The organism is Streptomyces sp. NPDC028910, assembly GCF_055564955.1.
In genome coordinates this window covers 83,876-107,870 of the sequence record NZ_JBVHVF010000021.1, presented here as the reverse complement: position 1 = coordinate 107,870, position 23,995 = coordinate 83,876, and the positions used below count along the sequence as shown (strand labels likewise).

Genomic DNA, 23,995 nt, shown 5'->3' with positions numbered 1-23,995 from the left:
TGCCCGACCTGCCACGCTTCCGGACGGTAACCTTGTGAGGGTTGAATCCACCCTGGTATCGCGTAGAACTGGATGACTGATGCATCGGTACAGGTCCCACACCTGCGGCGAGCTCCGCGCTTCTGACGTCAACGCCGACGTCCGGCTGAGCGGCTGGCTGCACAACCGTCGAGACCTGGGCGGCATCCTCTTCATCGATCTGCGGGACCACTACGGCATCACGCAGCTCGTCGCCCGGCCCGGCACCGCCGCGAACGAGGCGCTCAGCAGCGTCACCAAGGAGACCGTCGTCCGCGTCGACGGCAAGGTCGTCTCCCGCGGCGCGGACAACGTCAACCCCGAGCTGCCCACCGGCGAGATCGAGATCGAGGTCTCCGAGGTCGAGGTGCTCGGCGCGGCCGGCCCGCTGCCCTTCACGATCAACACGGACGACGGTGTGAACGAGGAGCGGCGTCTGGAGTACCGCTTCCTCGACCTGCGCCGCGAGCGCATGCACCGCAACATCATGCTGCGGTCGGCCGTCATCGCCTCGATCCGCTCCAAGATGGTGGCCCTCGGCTTCAACGAGATGGCGACCCCGATCCTCACCGCGACCTCCCCCGAGGGCGCCCGTGACTTCGTGGTGCCGTCCCGCCTGAACCCGGGCAAGTTCTACGCCCTGCCGCAGGCCCCGCAGCAGTTCAAGCAGCTGCTGATGATCTCCGGCTTCGACCGGTACTTCCAGATCGCGCCCTGCTTCCGCGACGAGGACGCCCGCGCCGACCGCTCGCCGGGCGAGTTCTACCAGCTCGACGTGGAGATGTCCTTCGTCGAGCAGGAGGACGTCTTCCAGCCGATCGAGCGCCTGATGACCGAGCTCTTCACCGAGTTCGGCCAGGGCCGCGAGGTCACCTCGCCGTTCCCGCGGATCCCGTTCCGCGAGTCGATGATGAAGTACGGCAACGACAAGCCCGACCTGCGCGCCAAGCTGGAGCTCGTCGACATCACCGACGTGTTCGAGGGCTCGGAGTTCAAGGCCTTCGCCGGCAAGCACGTGCGCGCCCTGGCCGTCCCGGACACCGCCGGCCAGCCGCGCAAGTTCTTCGACGGCCTCGGCGAGTACGCGATCTCGCTGGGCGCCAAGGGCCTGGCCTGGGTGCGGGTGGGCGAGGACGGTGCCCTGAGCGGCCCGATCGCGAAGTTCCTCACCGAGGAGAACGTCAAGGTCCTCACCGAGCGCCTGGGCCTGGTCCCCGGCCACGCGGTGTTCTTCGGCGCGGGTGACTTCGACGAGGTCTCCAAGATCATGGGCCCGGTCCGGGTCGAGGCCGCCAAGCGCGCCGGCCAGTTCGAGGAGAACGTCTTCCGCTTCTGCTGGATCGTCGACTTCCCGATGTACGAGAAGGACGAGGAGACCGGCAAGATCGACTTCTCCCACAACCCCTTCTCCATGCCGCAGGGCGGCATGAAGGACCTGGAGGAGAAGGACCCGCTCGACATCCTGGCGTGGCAGTACGACATCGTCTGCAACGGCATCGAGCTGTCCTCCGGCGCCATCCGCAACCACGAGCCCGAGGTCATGCTGAAGGCCTTCGAGATCGCCGGTTACGAGGCCGAGACGGTCGAGCGCGAGTTCAAGGGCATGCTGAAGGCCTTCCGCCTCGGCGCCCCGCCGCACGGTGGCATCGCCCCGGGCGTGGACCGCATCGTGATGCTGCTGGCCGACGAGCCGAACATCCGCGAGACGATCGCCTTCCCGCTGAACGGCAACGCGCAGGACCTGATGATGGGCGCGCCGACGGTGCTGGAGGAGTCCCGTCTGCGCGAGCTGAACATCGCGCTGCGGGGGCCGGTGGAGACGAAGCCGGCGGAGGCCAGGCCGATCACCGAGGCCGTCCACCCGGACGCCGCGCGGTAATCGCGGGAAGCGCTGTGACGAAGGGCCCGGGATCGGCTGATCCCGGGCCCTTCGGTCGTGCACGTACTAGAAGCGGTCCAGGATGCCCTTGATCAGGGCGGCGGAGGACAGCTCGCGGGGGGCGGGGCCGGCGTGGAAGAAGCCGGCGTTTTCGGCGTCCAGCTTGCGCAGGAAGTCGAAGGCCTTGGCGTCGTGGTCGCCGAAGGCGACGAACTGCCAGTGGATGCCCGGAGCGGTGGTGGCGGCCTCGGTCAGCGCCTGCCGGGCGGGCTGGCGGTTGTCGGGGGCGCCGTCGGTCTGGAAGACGACCAGGGCCGGGCCCTCGCCGCCGTCCTTCTGGTAGCGCTCCAGGACGGCCTCGACAGCCACGTGGTAGCTGGTCCGGCCCATCCGGCCGAGCTCGGCGTGGCGGGCCTCGACCCAGGCCGCGTCGTGGCCGTCGAGGGTGAGCTCGGAGGTGCCGTCCACGTCCGTGGAGAAGAACACGGTGTGCACGGTCGCCTCGTCGTCGAGGTGCGCGGAGAGGGCGAGGGCGTGGTCGGCGAGGTACTGGGCGCTGCCGTCCTTGTAGAACCCGCGCATCGACCCGGACCGGTCCAGGACGAGATACACCTTGGCCCGCGCCCCGGCCTTCCCCTTGCCGCGCAGCACCTGGCCGGCGGCCTTGTACGCGGCGAGCACCTCGGGCGCCCGCCGCCGCACCACCGCCACCCCCTGCGCCGGCCCTCCCGCCTCCGTCGCGGTCCCGTCGCCCTCGGCGGCCAGCGGCTCGTCCTGCGCCTGCGGCGCATCGGCCTCGGGCTGCTCCGCCTCGGGCTGCTCCGCCTCCGGCGTGGTGGTCTCGGCGGCCGGCGTCTCCGCCGCCTGGGGCGCGTCAGCCTCGGGCTGCTCCGGCTCGGGCGCGGCCACGTCGGCCAGGGGCTCGTCCTGCGCCTGCGGCGCATCGGCCTCGGGCTGCGGCGCAGCCGTGGTGGCGTGCGCCACCGGCGCGGTGGCCTCGGCGGCCAGCGGCTCCGCCTCGGGCGCAGTGGTCGTGGCCTCGGTGGCAACCGGCTCGGCGGCCTCCGCAGCGACGGCCTCCGGCTCGGGTGCGGTGTCCGGCACCGCCGCAGGCGGGGTGGCCTCGGCCGGCGCGGGCGAGGGGTTTTTCCCGCCGGGCTTCGCCGCAGGCGACGCGGCAGGGGACCGGCGGGCCTCCGGGACCGTGGGGTCCGTCACCGGGGTGACGGGGGCCGTGAGGACCGTGCCGGGTTCGCGGTCCCGCGGAGCGGACTGCGGTGGAACCGTGGGGTTGTCGAAGGACGCCGCCACCAGTTCGGCCGCCACGTCCAGGGGCGTGCGTTCCGTCTGGTTGGGGACAGCGGCCGAAGGGGCGTCCGTAGTGTCGGGAACGGGTTCCTCAGACCGTCCGAACACCTTGCGCAACAAGCTCCGAATACCCATGGGCCAGGCCTTTCGCATGTGTGCGTGCGTCATTTGTCCGTGCTGCGCGGATGATCCCTGCCCAGAGTGGACACGTAAGGTTATCGGCCGCCCGGCTGGATCTTCGGCAGGGGCGCCTTTCGTGGTGTCCGGTTCCCGAACGCCCGCACACCGCCCTCGAACTGCCTCTCCGACGCGCTCGGTTCATCGACCGTTCATCCCTCCGCCGCCGCTTCGGCGTAACCCGGGCCTAGCGTCGCGGCTGGATTGTTCCGACAGGTTGTCGGCGCCCACGCAGCTACTCGGAGGACACTCGTGCGCAAGCTCCTGCCGTTCATCGGCAACCCGCATGGGAGCGGCCGTTCCGCTCTCACCTGTCGTTACCGCTGTGGCGACGCCTGCTTCCACGAGGTGCCGAACACAAGCGACAACGAGTACGTCGGTGATGTCATAGCCCGCGCGTACTCCCGCCGCTCGATGCTGCGTTCCGCCGCCGTCGTGACGGTCGCCACCGCCGCCGGTACTGCCGTCGCCCTCAGCGGCCCGGGTCAGACCGCCAACGCCGCGACCGCCGGCGAGGCCGGGGCGGCCGGCTCCGGTTCCGGTTCCGGCTCCGGCTCCCGTGGCGAGGCCGCTCGGGGCCTGCGCTTCAAGGCCGTCGCGCCGAACACCGACGACAAGGTCACCGTCCCCGAGGGCCACGAACAGAACGTGGTCATCCGCTGGGGCGACCCGATCATCAAGGGTGCCCCGGGCTTCGACCCCGACCGGCAGACCGCCGCCGCACAGGCCGGTCAGTTCGGCTACAACAACGACTTCCTGAGCCTGCTCCCGCTCGGCGGCGACTACGAGCGCCAGCAGCTGCTCGTGGCCAACCACGAGTACACGGACGAGGTCCTCATGTTCAAGGGGTACGACCCGGCCAACCCGACCCGCGAGCAGGTCGAGATCGCCTGGGCCGCGCACGGCCTGTCCGTGGTCGTCGTCCAGGAGGACCACCGCAGCGGCAAGCTGACCGCCGTCAGCCGCCACCAGCTCAACCGCCGCCTGACCGCCACCAGCGAGTTCAGGCTGACCGGCCCCGCGGCGGGCAGCGCCCTGCTGAAGACCTCCGCCGACCCCACCGGCACGAAGGTGCTCGGCACCCTCAACAACTGCGCCGGCGGCACCACCCCGTGGGGCACGATCCTGTCCGGCGAGGAGAACTTCAACCAGTACTTCGCCAACGGCGGCAGCGTCACCGAGCCCGTCCAGGCCGCGCGCCTGAAGCGCTACGGCGTCACCGGCGCCGCTTCCGAGCGCAAGTGGGAGCGGTTCGACAAGCGCTTCGACGTGGCCCAGGAGCCCAACGAGTCGCACCGCCACGGCTGGGTCGTCGAGCTGGACCCGTACGACGTGAACTCCGTCCCGCGCAAGCACACCGCGCTCGGCCGCTTCAAGCACGAGGCCGCGCAGCCCCGTCTGACCCAGGACGGCCGCCCGGTCATCTACATGGGCGACGACGAGCGCTTCGACTACTTCTACAAGTTCGTCTCGTCGAAGCAGATGAAGAAGGGCAGCTCGCGCGCGGCGAAGGAGCACAACCTCACGCTGCTCGACGAGGGCACCCTCTACGTCGCCAAGCTCACCGGTGACTCCCCGGCCGAGCAGGTCGACGGCACGGGCAAGCTCCCCGCCGACGAGCAGTTCGACGGCTCCGGCGTGTGGATCAAGCTGGCCACGGGCAACGTCTCGCACGTCCCCGGCATGACCGCCGAGGAGGTGTACGTCTTCACGCGGCAGGCCGCCGACAAGGTGGGCGCCACCAAGATGGACCGCCCCGAGGACGTCGAGCCCTCCCCGCGCACCGGCCGCGTCTACGTGGCGCTGACCAACAACAAGGACCGCGGCGCCGCCGGCAAGGCCCCCGCCGACGAGGCCAACCCGCGCAACGGCAACAAGCACGGCCAGATCCTGGAGCTCGCCGAGAACTTCGACGACCCGGCCGGCGACGGCTTCGCCTGGCGGCTCTTCCTGGTCGCCGGTGACCCGAACGACCCGGCGACCTACTTCGCGGGCTTCCCGAAGGACAAGGTCAGCCCCATCTCCTGCCCGGACAACGTCACCTTCGACCCGCACGGCAACCTGTGGATCTCCACGGACGGCAACCAGCTCGGCTCGCACGACGGCCTGTTCGGTGTCGCGACGGCCGGTGAGCGCCGCGGCGAGCTGAAGCAGTTCCTGACCGTCCCGCGCGGCGCCGAGACCTGCGGCCCGATCGTCCAGGACAAGCGCGTCCTGGTGGCGGTCCAGCACCCGGGCGAGATCGACGGCGCGTCCGTGGAGAAGCCGCAGTCGGTGTGGCCCGACGGCCCCGGCAAGATCGTCCGCCCGGCCGTCGTCTCCGTCTGGCGCAAGGACGGCAAGAACATCGGCGTCTGATCCGCCCGATGAGCACGCCCGGTTGACCGGCCCACGGGATGTTTCACGTGAAACATCCCCCCGGCCGGTCAACCTCCGTCCGGCAGCCGCCCGACGGGAAGCCGGAGCGTCGTCAGCGCGCCCCCATCCGGCGCGTTGGCGAAGCTCAGCGCGATGTCCAGGACCGCCGCCTGCCCCACCACGATCGTCAGGCCCAGCCCGTGGCCGCGCCCGCGCCCCGGGTCTCCGGTGCGGAACCGCTGCGGGCCGTGCTCGATCAGCTCGGGCGGGTAGCCGGGTCCGTGGTCGCGGACCACCACCACCGGGCCCTCGACGGTCACCTCGACCGGCGGCCGGCCGTGATGGTGGGCGTTGACCAGCAGGTTGGTCAGGATCCGGTCCAGGCGTCGGCGGTCGGTGAGCACCACCGCGTCCCGGACCACCCGTACCGAGGCGGCCAGTCCGGTCCCCGCGACGGCCCGCTCCACCGCCCGGCCGAGTTCCACCCGGGCGAGGTCGGCCCGTTCGACGCCCGAGTCCAGCCGGGAGATCTCCAGCAGGTCCTCGGTCAGCAGGTGCATGGCCTTGAGCCGGTCGTTGATCATCTCCTTGGGGCGGCCCTCGGGCAGCAGCGCCGCCGCGGCCAGCGAGCCGGTGAGCGGGGTGCGCAGCTCGTGCGCGACGTCCGCGGTGAAGCGCTTCTCGGCCTCCAGCCGGTCCTGGAGCGACCCGGCCATCGAGTCCAGCGCCTGCGCCACGTCCCGTACCTCGTCCCGGAAGCCGCTGGGCCCCGGCTCGCCCCCGTCGGCCGGGAACCCCACCCGGGCGTCCAGGTCCCCGGCGCTGATCCGGCGCGCGACGGCGGCCGTGGTCGCGAGCCGCCGGCTGATCCGGTTGGCGAGGAACAGCCCGGCCAGCGCCACCACTCCGGCCGCGAGCGCGGAGGAGGCGAGGATCGCGGTGTCGATGTCCCGCAGCCGGTCGCGGGTGCTGCGGTACGGCAGCCAGACCGCGAGGGCCTTGCCGTCGGCGGGTCCGGCCGCCCACATGACGGGCTCGCCCTTCTGCTCGCCGACCATGCTGCCGGTCTCCCCGCGCGCGACGAGCCCGCGCAGTCGTCCGGGCAGGCCGGGCGGGTCCAGGGCGGCGTTCACATCGCCGTGCGCGGTGCCGTACTCGTAGTGGCCGAGGGCGTGGTCCAGCTCCCCGGCCGCCTCCTTGCGGACCTCCCCGACGATCTGCCGGGCGACGACGTTGTGCACCAGGATCCCCAGCACGGCGGCGACCATGCAGCACACCCCGATGGTGGTCAGGGCGATCTTCCAGCGCAGGCTGCTCAACGCGCGCATCGTGAGCCGTCCCCGCCCGGCGGGAGCTCGGTGAGGCCGGGGCACTCGTCGAGGGTGAGCTGGGTCAGGTTCATGATCCCGGCCTTCTCGTCCCACACGTAGTCGGAGATGGCGACGTACTGGGGGTTCGACGTCGGCTCGCGGACCGCCAGGTGCTCGGCGGCCACCTCCACGCCCTCCAGCACGCCGCGCCGGGACAGGATCCGGGCGATGCTCCCGTCGTCCCGGACGGTGTAGACGCGCAGCTCGCTGAGCCGGCCGTCGATGTCCAGGGCGGTGATCAGCTCCTCCCGGCCGTTGCCCGTCAGGTCGTGCAGGACCGCTGGACGAACCGGGCAGTCGGCGCCGCCGTCCACAGCCTGTGTACAGAGCGCGAGCCGCTGGATCGCCCGCGGGTCCACGAGCTGTCCGGTCCCGCCGTCCCCGGCGGTGGCGGAGGTGATGTCGGCCCGCACGACGTCCAGCGCGTTCACGCCGCGCATGTTCAGGTCGGGCACCTTGGGCAGACCCGGGATCACGGTGGCGGTGCCCGGCCTCTGGTCCGGGTCGGGCGGGGCGGGGCGGATGTCCTTCCACAGGCTCTTCGGGGCGTGCACCGTGCCGAGGTCGCCCTCGCTCTTCAGGCCCTCCACGTCGGCGCAACCCGCGGTGGCCGCGAGGAGGGCGGCGAGGGCCATTACGGCCGGGGCCGGGGCGCGGTGCATGTTCCGATGCTCCCCCGCCGGGCGGCTCCCGGCCCGGACACAGGCCCATCCGAGGGACCGGCCCCGCTCCGAGCACCGGCCTGACGGCCGCACCGGGGCTCCGCCCCGGACCCCGCGCCTCAAACGCCGGCGAGGCTGGATTTGCTCGGCCCCGGACCGCGCGCCTCAAGCGCCGGCGAGGCTGAATTTGCCGGCCTCGAACCATGAAGCATCTACGCCTACTAGGGCTGGGCGATGGCGCGGGCTGCTGCCAGTTCCTGGTGGACCGGGGCCAGGACGCTCGACTCCTCGCCCTCCGGCTCGGCGTCGACCCGTACCGGGGTCGTGCTGGTGCGCACCCGCTCGGCCAGCTCGCGCAGTTGCCGCGCGATCCGCTCCACCTCGCCCGCCGCAGGCGGCACCGCGCCGTGGTCGACCCGGACCCGCGCGGCGGTGGTCGCGTCCACGATCCGCTCGACGGCGACCACCAGCGGCCACCAGGCGGCGGCCCGGGCCCCCGTCGGAGGCGGCTCGGTCAGCGCCCGCTGGAACTCGCAGCGCACGCCCGACAGGTCCCGGTAGATGCGCCGCCGGGCCTGGAGGCGGGCGGTCCGTGCCGCGGCGCGCGCGGCCTCGTCCGGGAGCGGGGCGAAGGACCGTTCCACGTAACGGGCGGCGTCGTCCACGGCGTCGGCGAGCCGGTCCCCGATCCGGGTGTGCCAGCTCTCGGGCCACAGCAGGTAACCGGCGACGAGGGTGATGGCGCAGCCGATCAGGCTGTCCAGCAGCCGCGGGCGGATCAGGTCGAAGCCCTGGTGGTTGAGCACGTCCGAGAGCAGCAGGATCACCGGGGTGATCGCGGCGGTCTGGAAGGCGTACCCCTTGACGGAGAAGGCGGGGATCAGCGCGGCGAGCACCATCATCACGGGCACGGTCCACCAGCCGCGCGGCACCTCGGCGAGCACGGCGGCCGCGATGACCAGCCCGCCCGCGGTGCCCAGCGCGCGCAGCACGGCCCGGGAGAACACCGAGCCGAAGTCGGGCTTGAGGACGAAGGTGACGGTCAGCGCGACCCAGTAGGACCGCTCGACCTCGACCACCGAGACGAGCGACTGCGCGAGCCCGATGCACAGGGCGAGCCGCAGCCCGTACCGCCAGGAGGCCGCGGACAGCGCCATGTCGTGCACCGCCCGCCGGGCCCGCACCCGCAGCGCGGCGGGCCGGCCGAGGCGGTCCTCCACGTTCGGGGTCCCCTCCGGGCCGCCGGGCCCTAGGGGGGACTCCGGTTCGGCGAGGTACACGACCCTCGCCGCGTGGCGCAGGGCCCCGTCCACGGCCCGTTCGGAAGGGGTGTGCGCGGCGGGCAGGTCCAGTACGGGGGTTCCGGTGCGGCCCTCCTCGACGGCGACGGCCAGTTCCCGTACGGCCGCCGGGATCTCGGGCGGCAGCGGCCGGCCGCGCAGGTGCGCGGCGGGCGCGGACTCCACCAGCGGAATCACCACATTGAGCTGGGCCAGCATCCGCACCAGCGAGGGGCTGCGCCCGTGCACCCTGGCCCGGCGGCCCAGCACCAGGTCGTAGGCCTGGTTCAGGTCCTGGGTGACCTGGCGGCGGCGCTCGTCGTAGAGGGAGCCGGGTCCACCGGCGGCCTCCAGGGCGTCGGCCAGGGACCGGTAGGTGGCGGCGACCGCCGCCCGCTCGGGCCGGCGTCCGCGCAGCGGCCAGCCCAGCAGGGTCAGCGCGAGCACGAACAGTCCGCCCGTGCTCAGCAGCAGCGGGGCCGCCCACCAGGGCTGCGGCATCGGGAGCCCGGCGCCGACCACGGCGTTGAGCAGGAGCAGCAGTCCGGACACGGAGGCCACCGTGCCGATGGAGGAGATCATCCCGGAGACCAGGGCGATGAGGGTGAGCACGCCGACGGCCAGCCATCCGTGCCCGAAGACCAGGGTTCCGAGCGCCACGCCGACGGCGCCGAGGAGTTGCGGGACGGCGATGTTCAGGACCCGCATCCGGTAGGCGTCGGCGGTGTCGCCGATGACTCCGGAGAGGGCGCCCATGGAGGCGAGGGCGCCGTACTCGGGCTCGTCCAGGGCGAAACCGACGGCGAGCGGGGCGGCCAGCGCGACCGCCGCGCGCACCACGGCGGCCCGGGGGATCGGAGCGGTGCTCGGCTTCAGCCCGCCGAGCAGCCAGGGGGGCGGAGCCAGCGGAAGGTGCCGGGCTCGCCGCGACGATATGTGTTCGGTGCGTTCGGTGCTCATCCCGCTTCCGTGCCGTCGCTCGCGAATCGGTTCTTCTGGGCTCTTCTGCGCCGTTCTGCGCGTGTTGGTACCTTCCGAGCTTATGGGGTGCGGCGTAGTCGGCCCATCACCCATGCGGCCAGCGCGGCGGCGAGCCCGATCACCAGCACCACCGAGGCGGTGGTGCGCAGGAACGCGGTGAGGGCGTCGTACACCGCTCCGGCGGCGGGCCGGTCGATGTCGGCGGGCAGATCGTCCAGGGTGAGGCGGCGGCACACCTCCACGGCGAGCCACAGCAGTCCGGCGCCGGCCGCGAGCCCCAGTCCGGTGGCCATCACGGCGCGTCGCCGGTGGACGGCGACGGCGATGGCCGCCACGGCCAGGACGAGGGTTAGCACGGGAAGCCAGACGCCGGCCATCTGGAGCATGCGGAACCCCGTTCGGAGAGCGCCGAGGTTGTCGTACTCCATGACCTTCACGGAGAGGTGGGTCACCGGGATGTGGTCGGCGAAGGGCACGTCGTCGGCGACGAGTTCGCCCTTGACCTGGGCGATGACGGGAGCGATGTCGATGGTGACGGCGTCGCCGTGGCCGGTGGTGAGCGCGTCGAGGAAGGCGGCGTGGGCAGCCCGGTTGGCCGCGTCCCAGGCGGTCCGGTAGGCGGGGGTGTGGGCGAAGGAGTTCAGGGCTTCGCCGAGCAGCGCGTCCACCCCGCTCTGGAAGGGGCCGGCGTCGATCTGTCCGGCGAGGGCGCGGGTGGCCTGGGTGACGACGACTCCCCGCACGTCCGGGTTCTCGGCGAGGGGCGACATGATGGCGGTGTAGCGGTCGGCGTCGCCCAGCTCGCGGTCGGCCCAGTACGCGACGGCGCTCGCGGGCACCAGGAGGGCCACGAGCACGATGAGTACCGCCGACAGGATGGTGCGCACGTCACCAGGGAAAGGGGGCCCGCGCCCGGGCGCGAGCGGTGTTGCTGCGGGTGGGTGGTGGGCCGTCCGATGGCGTGGCACCCCCTTGCCTCCCCGATCCTGGATATCTAATATCCAGGATATGAAGATGAGCGAGGGCGTCGAGTGGGCCCTGCACAGCTGCGTCAATCTGGCCTGGAGCGGCCCGGACCGGGCCGTGTCGGCGGCGCGGCTCGCCGCCTGGCACGACCTGCCCGCCGCCTACCTCAACAAGCAGCTCCAGGCGCTGGCCCGCGCGGGCATCGTCACCTCCACTCCCGGCCCCCGGGGCGGCTTCCGGCTGGCCCGCCCGCTCGCCGCCATCTCGCTCATGGACGTGGTCGCCGCCGTCGAGGGGCCGGGGGAGGCCTTCCGGTGCGCGGAGATCCGGCAGCAGGGTCCCGGCGCGGGCGACCCGGCAGCCGAGGCCGCCGACGGCGCCGAGTGCGCCATCGCGCGCGCCATGACCCGGGCCGAACTGGCCTGGCGCAGGGAGCTGGCCGCCCAGAACCTCGACGAGATCCGGCAGCAGGCCGAACGGCAGGCCCCCGGGGCCCCGGAGCGCCTGCGCGCCTGGCTCGCCGCGCAGTAGCCCCACCGCCCCACACGGCACCGCCCCACACGGCACCGCACCGCACGTACGGAAACGGACACGGAAACAGGGAGCTCGGCATGACGCGCAGCATCATCAACCCGGCAGGACTCCACACCCCGACCGCCTACGGCTACAGCCACATCGTCTCCGCCCCCGGCGAGCAGGTCTTCATAGCCGGCCAGTACGGCTCCGACGAGAGCGGCCACGTCGTCTCCGAGGACTTCGCCGACCAGGTCGAGAGGGCCTTCGCCAACCTCCGCACCGCCCTCGCGGCCGTCGGCCTCGGCCCCGCCGACGTCGTCCGCATCGGCACCTACGTCGTCGGCCATGACCAGCGGAAGCTCGACATCCTCCTCAAGCACCTGCACACCACCTGGGGCACGGAACTGCCCGCCCAGACCCTGATCGGGGTCGCCGCGCTCGCCCTGCCCGGCATGCTCTTCGAGATCGACGCCGTGGCCGTGCGCACGCCCTGAGCATTGATCCACTTGCCGCTCAGGGGTGGCGGGTGTGCCCTGGATGATGGAAGAGAGGAGCCCGTCATGGCACATGCGGCACCCCCCGCCCCCAGGCGGCACGCCCCCTGGCAGTCGGCGGACACGGCCCACCTGAGCAAGAGCGCCTATGCGGGGCCCCTGCTCCTCGGACTCGTCTTCGGCGTCTGGGCCGCCTTCCTCCAGCGCCAGATGGGCCCCGTGGACGCCGGCAACGTCTTCTACGGGATCCTGTGCGGCGTGCTCTTCGCCGCGATCATGTTCGGTCTGGCACGGATCGGCCCCCGCCTCAAGCGCGAACTCCACGCCACCGCGTACGGCGTCTTCGCGGGCGTCGCCGCGGGCTACCTGCACAGCCTCACCCACGCGTCCGTGCTCCGCGCCACCGTCATCGGCCTCTTCGTCGGACTGGGCGTCGGCGGGGTGGCGTTCTACCGCTACTACACGCGCGAGGACTGAGGCGGGCAGCCGTACTCCGGCGCCGGTTCCCCTGCCCGTGGTCGAAGCCTCACACCACCACGCTCCGTTGCCGGGGGTAGGGGAACCGGCGCTCCGTCATGTCTGCGGGAAGCTCCTACGCGGCCGGGTCCGCCGCGGCGGTCTGCTGCGGTTCGCTCTCGGGCTCCACGGCCTCCGTCGGGGTCTTCGGCGGGGGGGCCGGCTCGGCCTGACGGACCGGCGGGGTGAAACGGGTGACTTCGGCGCGGAGCATGGCGTTCAGTGCGGTGTACGGGTCGATGGGCATGGCGGAACCTCACGGTGTTCAGGGGGTGTGGGGGTGGGGTCTGCGCGGTGGACTCGACCCGCTCAGCAGCGCAGGACCACACTCCGCACCGTCCGCAGGGACAGGGCCGGGTCGGCCGTCTCCGCGGCGGTCCCGCCCGGCGGGGCATCCGCATGTTTCACGTGAAACACGGCGAGCGGCGTCCGCCGTACGCCCGGCAGCCCGCTGCGCGTGAGCGTCCGTACGGCCGCCCGTGCTTCGGGGTCGGCGGCCGGATCGGACTGGCCCTCGATGGGCTCCGTGGGCTCGGCGGGCGCGCTGGAGGCGGTACGGGGCTCGGCGGCCGCGGCGCCAGCCGGACCGGCGCCGAAGACGCACAGCAGCACGACACAGGCCACGGTCAGGACCTTGGTCAGTGGCGAATGCGCGCGTTTCCTCCCGCTCATGCGAGGGGTGTGCCCCGCACTGCCGGACGGTTCCCGGACGGGCCCCAAGAAGTCCCCCGACCGGGGGACGAAGACACCCCCCACGGCTGACAGGCGGCCGCGGGGCGAGCCGGGCCGCGTGTCGGGGGCGGTGGGGGGGCCGGATCAGCCGGTGTGGCGCTGCCCGGTCAGCAGGGCCAGCACGGCGGTCTCACCGCCGAGCAGCAGCAGTTGGGCCCGGCCGGCCGGGCCCTCGTGGCCGGAGGCCTCGCCGGGTGAGATCCGTACGACGGTGAACACGGCCGTACGGCTGTCCGCGCGGGGGATCTCGATGGTCAGGCCCCGCCGCAGCTCGCCGAGGCGCAGCCCGGCTCCGGTGATCACGGCGGTCCCGGCCGCACCCGGTGCGGGCCCGTCGGTGTCCCAGGAGACCGAGGCCTCCTCGGGGTCGCCGGTCAGCGGTGCGTCGACGCCCAGGCTCGGGATGCGCAACCGCAGCGGACGCGCGGCCCGCAGCGGTTGCGTGACCTCCCGCAGCGGTCCGGCGGCGGTTCTCTGCGACCGGGCCCCCTTGCCCGGGGTGTGTTCGGACTGCTCCAGCTCCCGCACGAGACGGCGGTGGCCGGAGAGCCCCAGTGCCCGCGAGGGAAGTGCGTCGTCGGTGGTCGCGGCTGCGGGTTCGGCACCCTCGGTCCGGTTCAGCACCACGATGCCGGTGGACAGCAGAGCCACCGTCAGCGAGGCGACGACCCACTTGGGGCGGGGCATGGCATTCCCTCCTGGCCGGCTCGTACGGCCGGGTCATGTGAGCAGTGGACACCTCCTCTGCCCAGCGGCACCCTGTGAAACACGGTGGACTGACAGGGCGACACTGGCGTGTCGTGGCCCGATCCGGTCGTCTTCGCAGTTCGCGGCGGGTCGCCCGCCAGGTGCCGGGTGCGGGTCGGGTGCGCCCGAACGGGTGAATGCGAGCGGGTCCCCGGGCGCTCCGGGGCCCCGGCCCGCGGCCACGCGGTGGAGGGTCACATGACGACGGCCGCGGTGCCCGCCCCCATCAGTGCGGCGGCGAGGTGCATCGCCGGGTGGCCGTAGTCGCCGTACCAGAGGTGGCGGGCCAGGCCGCCCAGGGCGGCCAGGGCCGCGATGACGCCGATCTGGCCGAACAGCGTGATCGCGCAGCAGGGGGCCAGGAGCAGCAGGAACGAGTTCAGCCAGAACGGGGCCGCGCCCGTCCAGCCCCGCCATTCCCTGATCGCCGTCGGCATCTGCTACCGGCCCCCTCTTCGTCAACTCGTCGGCTGCACAGCCTCCTTGGGTGCGGCGATCGGCACAAGGGCGCGTTCGGCTAGAAAACCGAAGGCCAGGCCGAAAGTCGTCCACAGTGCGGTCTGGATGGCCAGGGACGCGAGGCGGAACTCCCAGATCAGCGCGGCCGGGAAGTCCGCCGGTACCTCGTTGATGGCGGGCAGGGTGGCGTACGAGATCCCGATGACCAGGACGAAGGCCGCACCGGCGGCGATCGACGCGTTCGCGTTGCCGAGCCTCGGCGCGAGCCGGCGGCCGAGGAGCAGCGCGCCCGCCGCCAGCAGCCCGCTCAGGGCGATCATCAGGAGGTAGAGGGCGGTCCGCCGGGCGGCCGTGCCGGGGTCGCCGACGGCGGGGGGATTGGCGGGGTACTTGAAGAACGGCACCAGGGTCACGGTGACGAACAGGCCGGCGGTGACCAGCGCGGCCGTGGCCCGCGGGCCGAAGCGGCCGATGCGCCCCAGGGCGTAGCAGTAGACGAGCGAGGCGATGCCGCCGAGCGCGACCCCGTAGAGCAGGACGCCGGTGCCGAGGCCGGCCGTGGCCTGGAGGGCCCGGCTGACCGGGGCCTCCTCGCCGTGGTCGTGGCCGCCCCCGGCGTGGTCGTGGCCGCCCCCGGCGGCGGCCTCTTCGATGGCGATCGCCGCGTCCACCTTGGACTCACCGAGCAGGTACGCGACGAGGAAGGCGGCCGCGCCGGCCAGCAGGCCGGCGAGCATGCCCCGGAGGAGCAGGGTGCGGGGAGAGGCCCCGCCTGAAGGGATGGAGGCCATGGTTCGGTTCCCTTGCGGAGACGGACGTCAGGCAGGGCGATCAGTGGCAGGGGAACCCGAGCAGGTGGCGGCCGTCGTGCAGCCACTCGTGGATGGTCTCGCCCTCGAAGACCGCCGTGGCGCCCTGCTCGGCGCCGACGAAGTACAGCAGGACCAGCATCAGGATGCCGGCGAACGCCGCCCAAGGGGCCAGCGCGGAGAGCGAGATCGGGGCGATGACGGGTCCGGTCGCCGCGGTCGTCGCGGTCGTCGTGGGCACGGCGGAGTGAGCCATGGCAGAACCTCCAGAGGGAACACGCGTCCCGGTCAGTGGTGCTCGCGACGACGGTGGCGGGTCTGACTTGCCTCCCCCTCCGGGAGGATTCACAGTGGCGCGACCGTGCCGGATTCTCACCGGTGCTTCCGTCGTACCGTCGTCATGTAGTGGTGTCGTCCGTGACCGTACCGCGCTTACGCTCCCCTTATGAAGACCCCGTTGGTACGAGTCCGGCTCGTGAGACTCCCACTGGACGCAGCCGCCCGTCAGGGGCGCTTCGGTCACGCGCGACCGTGCCCCGGTCACGAGGGACTGCGCGGCCTGGACGCGGGGGAGTGGGCGGGGCGCACCCTCGACGAGGTGGCGGCCGAGGACCCGGCGGCCGTGCACGCCTGGCTGACGGACCCCGCCTACGCGCCACCGGGCGGGGAGTCCGTGGACGCGCTGATCGCCCGCGTCGGGGCGGAGCTGGCCGGCCTGCCCGAGGGCACCCACCGGGCCGAGGTCGAACAGGCCGTCGTACGCGCGGCCGTGGTGCACGCCTTGGAGCTTCCGGCGGCGGCCTTCTGGCGCCTCGACGTGCGGCCGGAGTCGGTGACCACCCTCACTGGGCGCTCGGGGCGCTGGAATCTCCTCGTAGGGCAGCAGTCCGGCCCGGACCCCGCGACGCGGTCCGGGCCGGAATGATCCACGGCGGACGGCGTGTTACGCGACGATCCAGTCGGACGTCGCGATCACCGGCTGCACGCCGTCGCGGTGGACGGTGCCCTCGATCAGGCCGTACATCCGGTCCGCCGCGAAGTAGACCTCGTTGTCGTTCTTCAGGCCGAAGGGCTCCAGGTCCACGAGGAAGTGGTGCTTGTTGGGGAGGTTGAGGCGCACCTCGTTGACCCGGGGGCAGTTGTCGAGGACGCGCTCCGCCATCTGGTTCAGGGTCTGCTGCAGCGAGTACGAGTACGTCTCCGCGAAGGCTTCCAGCATGTTCTTGCGGACCTTCTTGTACGACTGGTCCCAGTCGTACCCGGCGTCGTCGGCGGCCAGCGCCGAGTGCGCCCAGCGCGCGGTGACCTTGGTCGCCAGGATGCGGTCGTACGCCTCCTGGAGGGTCGTGTACTTGTCCTTGATGTAGCCGTGGAACTCGGAGTTGGTCGAGTTCATCACCGTCAGGTCCTTCAGACCCGAGATGACCTGGAGGCCCGTCGTCTCGCTGTAGGTGATCTGCGCGGTGCGCACCTCCTGGCCCTTGCGGACGAAGGAGTGCTGCTCCTTGCGCGTCGGGACCGGGATGCGGTCCCACACGTACTCCTCGATGCGGATCTGGGCCTCGCGGATCGGCCGCTGCGAGGAGACGAAGTGCTTGGCGAGCAGGATGCCGAAGGCCTCGGGGGAGTCGATGCCGTGCTCCTTGCCGAAGGCGTACACCGTGTTCTTGGTGGTGTCGGTCGGCAGGCAGTTGGCGTTGTCGCCCGTGAGGTGGACGTCGCGGAACTCACCGCGGAGCGCGACCGAGACGTTGAGGTCGCGGATCTCGTGCCAGGAACCGTCGTTGCCCTTGCGGGTGACCTTCACGATGCGGTTCTCGGCCTTGCCGTACTGGTTCTGGGCCAGGACGTGCTTGCTCATGCGCTGTCTTCCTTCGGGTACACGGAGTCCGGATGCGTGGATCCCGTACGCCCGGCGTCCGGTGGCCCGTCCAGGTGCTGCGGTCGGCCCGCCCCCCGCCGTTCGGTCCCGCAGGACCGCCCCGGGACTGACGTGCATCCCGGTCCGTAGGTGCTCTGTCGGATTTCAGCACGTTCACGTGCTGTTCGGAATGGCGCAGATCCTCCGAGACAGGCACCCACGGATTGGGCGACCCTACGTTCGTGCAGCTCAGGCCGTGTGCGCGTCAGCGACCGAGAGCGCTTCGTCGAGGATCGCCAGCCCCTTCGCGACGTCCTCGGGAGCGATGTTGCAGGCCGGCGCGACGTGGACGCGGTTTCCGGCGACGAGCGGCCAGAGCCCGCCCTTCTTGCACGCGGCGGCGAGCGCGGCCATCGGAGCGTTGTCCGCCCCGGCCGCGTTGTACGGGACCAGCGGCTCGCGCGTCTCCTTGCTCCGTACGAGTTCCAGCGCCCAGAAGGTGCCCAGACCGCGCACCTCCCCGACGGAGGGGTGCCGCTCGGCCAGCGCGCGCAGGCCCGGGCCGAGCAGCTCGGCGCCGGTGCGGGCGGACTGCTCGACGGTGCCCTCCTCCTCCATGACGTTGATGGTGGCGACGGCGGCCGCGCAGGCCAGCACGTGCCCGGAGTAGGTCAGCCCGCCCGGGTAGGGGCGGCGGGCGAAGGTCTCCGCGATGGCTGGCGAGATGGCGACACCGCCGAGCGGTACGTAGCCGCTGGTGACGCCCTTGGCGAAGCAGAGCAGGTCGGGGGTGACGTCCCAGTGCTCGGAGGCGAACCACTTCCCGGTCCGCCCGAAGCCGACCATGATCTCGTCGAGGATGAAGACGATGCCGTAGCGGTCGCAGAGCGCGCGTACCCCGGGCAGGTAGCCGGCCGGGGGCACCAGCACGCCCGGGGCGCCGCCGACGGTCTCCAGGATGATCGCGGCGATCGACTGCGGGCCCTCGAAGACGATCGTGTCCTCCAGGTGGCGCAGGGCCCGCTCGCACTCCTCGGCCTCGGTGGTCGCGTAGAAGGGCGACCGGTAGGCGAAGGGCCCCCAGAAGTGCACGACACCGGCGGTGGCGGAGTCGTTGCCGAAGCGGCGGGCGTCGCCGGTCAGGTTGATCGCGGTGGAGGTCGCGCCGTGGTACGAGCGGTACGCGGACAGCACCTTGGGCCGGCCGGTGTGCAGCCGCGCCATGCGGACGGCGTTCTCCACGGCCTCGGCCCCGGCGTTGGTGAAGAAGATCTTGTCGAGGTCGCCGGGGGTCCGCTCGGCGATCAGCCGGGCCGCCTCGGAGCGGACGTCGACGGCGAAGCCGGGCGCGACGGTGCACAGCTTGGCCGCCTGCTCCTGGATGGCCGCGGCGACCTTGGGGTGCTGGTAGCCGATGTTGGTGTAGACGAGGGCGCTGGAGAAGTCGAGGTAGCGGTTGCCGTCGTAGTCCCAGAAGTACGAGCCCTCGGCGCCGGCGACGGCGAGCGGGTCGATGAGCTCCTGCGCCGACCAGGAGTGGAAAACGTGCTTCCGGTCAGCGTCTTTCACTGCGTCTTTCACGGCCGTGAGGGCATCGGCTTCTGCGTTCATGAAACGAGCGTAGTTGTCCAGGATGTGGACGTGGCGGGGGTCGCCCCGCCGGACTCGTCCGGCGCGTCCGGTACCTTCCCCGCGCCCGCCCCCGCCCCTGCCCCTTCCGCCCCTTCGGCGTCGTCGGTGAGCAGGCCGCTGCGCAGCCGGGCCAGGGTCCGGGCCAGCAGCCGGGACACGTGCATCTGGGAAAGGCCCAGCCGGTCTCCGATCTCGGACTGCGTCAGCTCCTGCCCGAACCGCAGCGCGAGCAGGGTGCGCTCGCGGTCGGGGAGTCCGGCCAGCATCGGCTTGAGCGACTCCAGGCACTCGATGCGGTCGTACGCGCACTCCTCCTCGCCGAGGGCCGGCCGGTCGGCGTACGCCTCCCGGTCGCCGTCCTCCTCCACCGGAGCGTCCAGGGAGCGTGCGGAGTACGCGCACGCCGCCTTCTGCCCCTCCGCGAGCTCTTCAGGTGTGACGTGCAGGTGCTCCGAGAGCTCGGCGTCCGTGGGCTTGCGGCCGAGGTCCTGCTCCAGGTCGTCGTGCGCCTTGGCCACGTCGATCCGCAGCTCCTGGAGCCGGCGGGGGACCTTGACGGCCCAGCTGGTGTCCCGGAAGAACCGTTTGATCTCGCCGGTGATCGTCGGCATGGCGAACGAGGTGAACTCCACCCCCCGCTCCGGGTCGAACCGGTTGATGGCCTTGATCAGACCGATCGTGCCGACCTGGACGATGTCCTCCATCGGCTCGCTGCGGCTGCGGAACCGGCGGGCGCAGTACTTCACGAGGCTGAGATTGAGCTCGACGAGGGTGTTGCGGACGTACGAGTACTCCGCGCTGCCCTCCTCCAGCTCCGCCAGTCTCCGGAGCAGGGACACGGACAGGGCCTTGGCCTCGTGGGTGGCGACGTCAGTGAGGTCTGTATGACGGTGCATGGCGCTCTGCGCTCCTCCGACGGTCTGTCCCCGAGGATCCCGAGGGTACGTACGTCGTCGCGCTGTCCCAGGAGGTATACCCGCCTGAATCGCCCGATACCCACCCAACCGGTTCAGGCCAGGGCTTCTCCGTACAAGCGGAACAGCCGAGGACCTCCGGCCGGGGCGGCGGCCGCCAGCCGGGCCCACGCTCCGGCAGCCTCGGCCCGGGCCACCGTCCCCGGCCACGGCTGCGGCAGCAGTTCCGGCGGGAGCAGCGGATCCGGGAGCATCGCCGTGGAAAAGGCCGAGGCCAGCGCGACGGCGTGGGCCAGCGCCGCCACGGCCCCGTCGCCCTCTGCCCCGTCGCCCACTGCCCCGTCGCCCGCCGCCCCGTCCGCGGCCCCGCCGACCGCCTCCGACCCCGCCAGCGCGCGCAGCGCCTCGTACCGGGCCGCGATCTCCGGCAGGGGCCACAGCCGCTGCGCCAGGGCCCGCGGATCCGTGGTGCCGCCCACCGCGAGGTCCCGGGTGCTCAGGCAGCTCAGCGCGTGCGACACGCCCAGTTCCGCGGCCCGCGCCCGGACGTACGGGCCGATGGCGTTCGGCGTGACGTACAGCCCGCCCTGCACCGCCGCCGCCCCCAGCCCGGTCAGCGCGTCGCGCAGGGCGTCCCGCGCCGCCCGCGCGGATTCGGGCACGGCGAAGGCGAAGGCGTGCCAGACCCCGTCCCACGGCTCCAGCCCCCGGTCCTGCCGGTACGCGTGCCGTACGAACTCCACCTCCGGTACGAGCTCCGGCCCCGGCCCCGACCCCGCACCCGCCATCCGCAGCACGGACCGCCGGCCGCGGCCCTCCACCACGAACCGGCCCTCCGCCACCAGCCGCTTCACGCACAGCCGCACTTGCTGGTCGGTCATCCCGAGCAGTCCGGCGACCTCGTACAGCTCGCCGCCCGCGACCGTCCCGTCCTCCCGGACCAGCGCGTGCACGACCATCCGCGTAGGGACACCGCCCGCCGCGACCGTCCCGCCCGCCCCGACCGTCCGTCCCGTCCCGTCCGACCCGCTCACCGCGCCACCGCCTTGTGCATCGTCGTCACGCCCCCGAATCCCAGCACGTCCCGCAGCCAGGGTGTCCGCTGCACCCTGACCGCCCGGAACCCGTGCCGTTCGTACAGTGCCCGCGCCCGCGGGTTCTCCGCGACCACGTCCAGCCTGATCCGTCGGCACCCCTGCTCCACCGCGACGGCCTCGATCTCCCGCAGGAGCAGCCCGCCGATGCCCCGGCCCCGCTCGGCGGGGTCCACGGCGATGCCGTCCATGACCAGCTCGCCGCGGGCCGGGGTGCGCTCCAGCAGCGCCAGCAGGAACACCCGGTACAGGCCTCGAAAGCGCCCGTACTCCGCCCTGACCGCGGCCGCGTCGCCGCCGACCAGGCCGCGCCCGGCCAGCTGGTAGCCCGCGACGCCAACCACGCGGCCGTCGGGGCCGCCGGACAGCGCGGTCACCGCCCGGTCCGCGTGCAGGTGCCCGGCGATGAACCGCCGTCCGGCCTCCGCGGGGCCGAGCACGAGGCCCAGCTTTCCCGCGAAGGCGTCCCAGTACAGCTCGGCGACGCGCGCGGCGGCCCCTTCGGGCACCCCGCGCCGTACGTCCACGCTCTCCGTCGTCATAAGCACAAGCATAATACGTTCATTGCAGCTACGATCGTTTTTGACACGAGCGAATCAGTGAGATCCGGAGTCCTCATGACCGCGCCCCGCCGAACCGTCCGCAAGGCCCTCCTGACGGTCTTCCTCCTGGCCCTGACCACCGCGCTCCTCCTCACCGGTGTCGTCCTGTGGCAGCACGACTACGGCCTCCACGAGGAACGCGTCACCGTCCCCGCCGCCGGCCACGACCTCCCCGGCGTGCTCGCCACCCCCACCGGCAAGGGCCCCGGCCCCTTCCCGCTCGTCGTCCTCGTGCACGGCGACGGCGAGGTCGACGCCACCCACGACGGCTTCTACCGCCCCTACTGGGAGGCCTTCGCCCGCGCCGGATACGCCTCGCTCTCCCTGGACAAGCCCGCCGACTGGCTCGGCCAGAGCATGGACAACCGGGCCCGCGAGACCACCGACGCCATCGCCTGGGCGGCCCGCACCCGGCCCGAGATCGACGCCTCCCGCATCGGCCTGTGGGGCGCCAGCCAGGCCGGATGGGTGCTGCCCAAGGTGGTGGCGCGGGCCCCCGCCCCCGGCGTGCGCTTCGTCATCGCGGTCGGCACCGCCGTGAACTGGCAGCGCCAGGGGGAGTACAACCTGCGCGCCGAGCTCCGCGCGGCCGGGGCCGGCGCCGACCGCACGGCGGCCGCACTGCGCACCCGGGAGGCCAACCTGGCGCTGCTGCGGCGCGGGGCGACGTACGAGGAGTACCGCGCGAGTCCGGGCGCCGACCCGGAACTCACCGCGGAGCGCTGGTCGTTCATCAGCCGGAACCACACCGCGGACGCGACCGCGGACCTGCGGGCGATGCGGACCAAGGGGGCCGTCCCGGTGCTGCTGATCTCGGGCGCCGACGACCTGAACGTGGACGGCGCCGAGACCGAGGCCGTCTACCGGTCCCTGCTCGCGCCGGGCACGCTCACGGTCCGCCGCTATCCGGGGGCGACCCACTCCCTGCTCCGCACCCCGCTGGAGCGCTCCTCCTGGCGGCTGGCCCTGACGGCCGTGTTCGCCCCGCGCGCCCTCTTCCCGCCCGGTCTCCTCGCCGACCAGCGCCGGTTCCTGGAGGACCTGCCCCGGGCGAGCGGCTGACCCTCGACTCCACCCGCGCCGCGTCGGCGCGCTGCCTGGGGATATTGCCATTTCGTTATCCGTGGGTGTCGGATAGGCCCGAAATGGCGGCAGTTGATGATGATCTACTGGATGTCGCTTCGGCCTGAGATGACCAATCAGGGCGGGGTACGGGCGCTTTAGCACCACTTTAGTGCCGCTTTAGTCCGCGGTGCTCCGGCAGTGCATTCGGGCGATCGCGACTTTTGTGTCGACTGACCTGGGGGAGAACATGTCTTTCGTTTCCAAGAAATCCGCCCTGCGCGTGGCCGTGGCCGCGGCCGCCATGGCCTCCTTCGGCCTGACGGCCCCGCAGGCCTCCGCCGTGCAGGCCGTGCCGTCGGCGGGCGAGGTGCGGATCGCCGCCGTGGCGGACGAGGCCACGCGCGCCATCGCCAAAGCCCAGCCGCAGGCGGCCGCGGCGACGGCCAACCTGTGCGGCGCCGGCTACGCGCTGGCCTACGCCGAGCAGCTTCCGGACGCCCGTCGTTTCGGCACCCTGTTCATGTACCGCAAGGGCACTTCGGCGACCTGCGCCGTTTTCGACAACAACCTCGGCACGGCGAAGTACATGAAGCTCAAGCTGTGCGAGACCAAGCCGCGGCCCGTGGGCACGCCCCGGGTGTGCAGCACGGACGAGGGAACCTTCACGCAGTACGCCGGCCCGGTGCGCGTCAATGACAATTGCGGCGAGGTCACCGCCATCATGAAGAGCAGCGGCATCGCGCTGATCGACCGCGTCCAGCTCATCCCGCCCTGCAAGTAGCCGATTCACGAAGACGGCCCCCGCGGATGAACGCGGGGGCCGATTTCGTCGCTCACTTGTCGGAGTAGCTGAAGTCTCCGACGGTCCAGGCGCTGACGTCCTTGACGGCGATCCGGTACATCCCGCCGGTCTCGGGGATGCCCAGGGTGCCCTGGAGGATGCGGGCCACGTGGAAGTGCAGGTGCGAGGGCGCCCCGGCGGTCTGTCTGCCGGCCCGCCCGGGGGAGCTGAAGACCTCGGCGAACGGGGCCAGTTGGTCGGAGTCCTGGAGGACCTCGGCCACCCGCTGACGCCAGACGCTCTCGGGGGCGAGGCGGCCTGTGATGACGGCGCCGTGGACCACGACGGTCAGGGACATCTGATTGGTCTGCTCCGACTCCACCATGGCGGCGAGATCGAGGAGCAGGTCGTCAGGGATCGACATGGACACCGACTCTAGCAAGCGCCGTCAGGCATCGGCCGGGCTTCCGAGGAGTGCCGAGGCCGCCTGGAGCGGGGTGAGGGCCGGCGCCGGCACGGGTACCGAAAGGTCGCGGCAGGTGAAGCCCAGGCGGGTCAGCGCCCGGGTGACCTCGGCCGCCGTGAAGTCGCGGCGGTCCTGGCGGGTGATGACCTCACCGACCTGCTTGACGGGGTAGGTGCGGCGGCTGATGATCACGGACGCGCCCGTGACGGGCTCGGCCTTGACGCCCTTCATCTTCTCCTCGACCTCGCTCTTCTCGAGGTCGAAGGGGTATCGGGCGATGACGAAGCGCATGATGCCTCACAGACTGG

Annotated in this window: 26 protein-coding genes; 8 read left to right on the top strand and 18 right to left on the bottom strand. The window is 72.3% G+C overall.

Annotated features, from left to right (window positions below):
* Positions 1 to 79 precede the first annotated feature (79 nt).
* Positions 80 to 1,897 (top strand): aspartate--tRNA ligase, encoded by a 1,818-nt coding sequence (gene aspS, locus ACZ4TV_RS24395; RefSeq protein ID WP_468136940.1) that lies wholly within the window; start codon positions 80 to 82, stop codon positions 1,895 to 1,897.
* Between the two features lie 66 nt (positions 1,898 to 1,963).
* Here the strand turns inward: aspS and ACZ4TV_RS24390 are convergent, their stop codons facing one another.
* Positions 1,964 to 3,223, bottom strand: coding sequence for a VWA domain-containing protein (locus ACZ4TV_RS24390; protein WP_468136938.1), 1,260 nt, complete (start codon positions 3,221 to 3,223; stop codon positions 1,964 to 1,966).
* A gap of 411 nt (positions 3,224 to 3,634) precedes the next feature.
* Between ACZ4TV_RS24390 and ACZ4TV_RS24385 the strand changes: the two genes are divergently transcribed.
* Entirely contained in the window at positions 3,635 to 5,740 is a 2,106-nt protein-coding gene (locus ACZ4TV_RS24385) for a PhoX family protein (RefSeq protein WP_468136937.1), read from the top strand.
* A 68-nt stretch (positions 5,741 to 5,808) separates the two neighbouring features.
* Here ACZ4TV_RS24385 and ACZ4TV_RS24380 read toward each other — a convergent pair whose 3' ends face one another.
* The 4 genes from ACZ4TV_RS24380 to ACZ4TV_RS24365 form a co-directional block, all read right to left on the bottom strand.
* A complete protein-coding gene (locus tag ACZ4TV_RS24380; protein ID WP_468136936.1) occupies positions 5,809 to 7,068 on the bottom strand; it encodes a sensor histidine kinase in 1,260 nt (419 codons plus the stop codon).
* Positions 7,056 to 7,772: a hypothetical protein gene (locus ACZ4TV_RS24375; protein ID WP_468136935.1), complete on the bottom strand. Its 717-nt coding sequence runs from the start codon at positions 7,770 to 7,772 to the stop codon at positions 7,056 to 7,058. Before ACZ4TV_RS24375 ends, ACZ4TV_RS24380 begins: the two co-directional genes overlap by 13 nt.
* Before the next feature lie 221 nt (positions 7,773 to 7,993).
* A complete protein-coding gene (locus ACZ4TV_RS24370; protein WP_468136934.1) occupies positions 7,994 to 10,012 on the bottom strand; it encodes an FUSC family protein in 2,019 nt (672 codons plus the stop codon).
* Between the two features lie 80 nt (positions 10,013 to 10,092).
* Positions 10,093 to 10,920, bottom strand: coding sequence for a hypothetical protein (locus tag ACZ4TV_RS24365; protein WP_468136933.1), 828 nt, complete (start codon positions 10,918 to 10,920; stop codon positions 10,093 to 10,095).
* A gap of 127 nt (positions 10,921 to 11,047) precedes the next feature.
* On the opposite strand from ACZ4TV_RS24365, the gene ACZ4TV_RS24360 reads away from it, so the two are divergent.
* The 3 genes from ACZ4TV_RS24360 to ACZ4TV_RS24350 all read left to right on the top strand — a co-directional run bounded on the left by ACZ4TV_RS24360 (position 11,048) and on the right by ACZ4TV_RS24350 (position 12,486).
* Positions 11,048 to 11,530 (top strand): RrF2 family transcriptional regulator, encoded by a 483-nt coding sequence (locus ACZ4TV_RS24360; RefSeq protein ID WP_468136958.1) that lies wholly within the window; start codon positions 11,048 to 11,050, stop codon positions 11,528 to 11,530.
* Positions 11,531 to 11,610: 80 nt separating this feature from the next.
* Positions 11,611 to 12,009, top strand: a complete 399-nt coding sequence (locus tag ACZ4TV_RS24355) for a RidA family protein (RefSeq protein WP_468136932.1) — start codon at positions 11,611 to 11,613, stop codon at positions 12,007 to 12,009.
* Positions 12,010 to 12,075: 66 nt separating this feature from the next.
* Positions 12,076 to 12,486, top strand: a complete 411-nt coding sequence (locus ACZ4TV_RS24350) for a hypothetical protein (protein ID WP_468136930.1) — start codon at positions 12,076 to 12,078, stop codon at positions 12,484 to 12,486.
* A 115-nt stretch (positions 12,487 to 12,601) separates the two neighbouring features.
* Here the strand turns inward: ACZ4TV_RS24350 and ACZ4TV_RS24345 are convergent, their stop codons facing one another.
* From ACZ4TV_RS24345 to ACZ4TV_RS24320, 6 genes are all read right to left on the bottom strand, one after another.
* The gene (locus tag ACZ4TV_RS24345) at positions 12,602 to 12,772 is read right to left on the bottom strand and encodes a hypothetical protein (RefSeq protein WP_468136929.1); all 171 of its coding nucleotides are present in this window, start codon (positions 12,770 to 12,772) and stop codon (positions 12,602 to 12,604) included.
* Positions 12,773 to 12,834: 62 nt separating this feature from the next.
* Positions 12,835 to 13,197, bottom strand: a complete 363-nt coding sequence (locus ACZ4TV_RS24340; RefSeq protein ID WP_468136928.1) for a hypothetical protein — start codon at positions 13,195 to 13,197, stop codon at positions 12,835 to 12,837.
* A 144-nt stretch (positions 13,198 to 13,341) separates the two neighbouring features.
* A complete protein-coding gene (locus ACZ4TV_RS24335; protein ID WP_468136927.1) occupies positions 13,342 to 13,944 on the bottom strand; it encodes a class F sortase in 603 nt (200 codons plus the stop codon).
* Positions 13,945 to 14,198: 254 nt separating this feature from the next.
* On the bottom strand, positions 14,199 to 14,441 hold the full coding sequence (locus ACZ4TV_RS24330) for a hypothetical protein (RefSeq protein WP_468136926.1): 243 nt from the start codon (positions 14,439 to 14,441) through the stop codon (positions 14,199 to 14,201).
* Between the two features lie 21 nt (positions 14,442 to 14,462).
* On the bottom strand, positions 14,463 to 15,254 hold the full coding sequence (locus ACZ4TV_RS24325; protein ID WP_468136924.1) for a CbtA family protein: 792 nt from the start codon (positions 15,252 to 15,254) through the stop codon (positions 14,463 to 14,465).
* Positions 15,255 to 15,294: 40 nt separating this feature from the next.
* Entirely contained in the window at positions 15,295 to 15,528 is a 234-nt protein-coding gene (locus ACZ4TV_RS24320; protein ID WP_468136922.1) for a CbtB domain-containing protein, read from the bottom strand.
* 219 nt (positions 15,529 to 15,747) lie between these two features.
* On the opposite strand from ACZ4TV_RS24320, the gene ACZ4TV_RS24315 reads away from it, so the two are divergent.
* Entirely contained in the window at positions 15,748 to 16,197 is a 450-nt protein-coding gene (locus ACZ4TV_RS24315) for a histidine phosphatase family protein (RefSeq protein ID WP_468136920.1), read from the top strand.
* Positions 16,198 to 16,215: 18 nt separating this feature from the next.
* Here the strand turns inward: ACZ4TV_RS24315 and pucL are convergent, their stop codons facing one another.
* The 5 genes from pucL to ACZ4TV_RS24290 all read right to left on the bottom strand — a co-directional run bounded on the left by pucL (position 16,216) and on the right by ACZ4TV_RS24290 (position 21,315).
* Positions 16,216 to 17,133 carry a factor-independent urate hydroxylase gene (pucL, locus tag ACZ4TV_RS24310; protein ID WP_468136919.1) on the bottom strand — a complete coding sequence of 306 codons (918 nt, stop codon included), beginning with the start codon at positions 17,131 to 17,133 and terminating at the stop codon, positions 16,216 to 16,218.
* 249 nt (positions 17,134 to 17,382) lie between these two features.
* Positions 17,383 to 18,744 (bottom strand): aminotransferase class III-fold pyridoxal phosphate-dependent enzyme, encoded by a 1,362-nt coding sequence (locus ACZ4TV_RS24305; RefSeq protein ID WP_468136917.1) that lies wholly within the window; start codon positions 18,742 to 18,744, stop codon positions 17,383 to 17,385.
* A complete protein-coding gene (locus ACZ4TV_RS24300; RefSeq protein WP_468136916.1) occupies positions 18,741 to 19,661 on the bottom strand; it encodes an RNA polymerase sigma factor SigF in 921 nt (306 codons plus the stop codon). Before ACZ4TV_RS24300 ends, ACZ4TV_RS24305 begins: the two co-directional genes overlap by 4 nt.
* A 113-nt stretch (positions 19,662 to 19,774) precedes the next feature.
* Entirely contained in the window at positions 19,775 to 20,638 is an 864-nt protein-coding gene (locus tag ACZ4TV_RS24295) for a PaaX family transcriptional regulator C-terminal domain-containing protein (RefSeq protein WP_468136957.1), read from the bottom strand.
* Between the two features lie 71 nt (positions 20,639 to 20,709).
* Positions 20,710 to 21,315, bottom strand: a complete 606-nt coding sequence (locus ACZ4TV_RS24290) for a GNAT family N-acetyltransferase (protein WP_468136915.1) — start codon at positions 21,313 to 21,315, stop codon at positions 20,710 to 20,712.
* Positions 21,316 to 21,390: 75 nt separating this feature from the next.
* Between ACZ4TV_RS24290 and ACZ4TV_RS24285 the strand changes: the two genes are divergently transcribed.
* A complete protein-coding gene (locus tag ACZ4TV_RS24285; RefSeq protein ID WP_468136914.1) occupies positions 21,391 to 22,437 on the top strand; it encodes an alpha/beta hydrolase family protein in 1,047 nt (348 codons plus the stop codon).
* A gap of 250 nt (positions 22,438 to 22,687) precedes the next feature.
* Positions 22,688 to 23,221 carry a hypothetical protein gene (locus ACZ4TV_RS24280; protein WP_468136913.1) on the top strand — a complete coding sequence of 178 codons (534 nt, stop codon included), beginning with the start codon at positions 22,688 to 22,690 and terminating at the stop codon, positions 23,219 to 23,221.
* Positions 23,222 to 23,273: 52 nt separating this feature from the next.
* Here the strand turns inward: ACZ4TV_RS24280 and ACZ4TV_RS24275 are convergent, their stop codons facing one another.
* A complete protein-coding gene (locus ACZ4TV_RS24275) occupies positions 23,274 to 23,645 on the bottom strand; it encodes a hypothetical protein (RefSeq protein WP_468136912.1) in 372 nt (123 codons plus the stop codon).
* Between the two features lie 24 nt (positions 23,646 to 23,669).
* Positions 23,670 to 23,978 carry an SCO5918 family protein gene (locus ACZ4TV_RS24270; protein ID WP_374774946.1) on the bottom strand — a complete coding sequence of 103 codons (309 nt, stop codon included), beginning with the start codon at positions 23,976 to 23,978 and terminating at the stop codon, positions 23,670 to 23,672.
* Positions 23,979 to 23,995 lie beyond the last annotated feature (17 nt).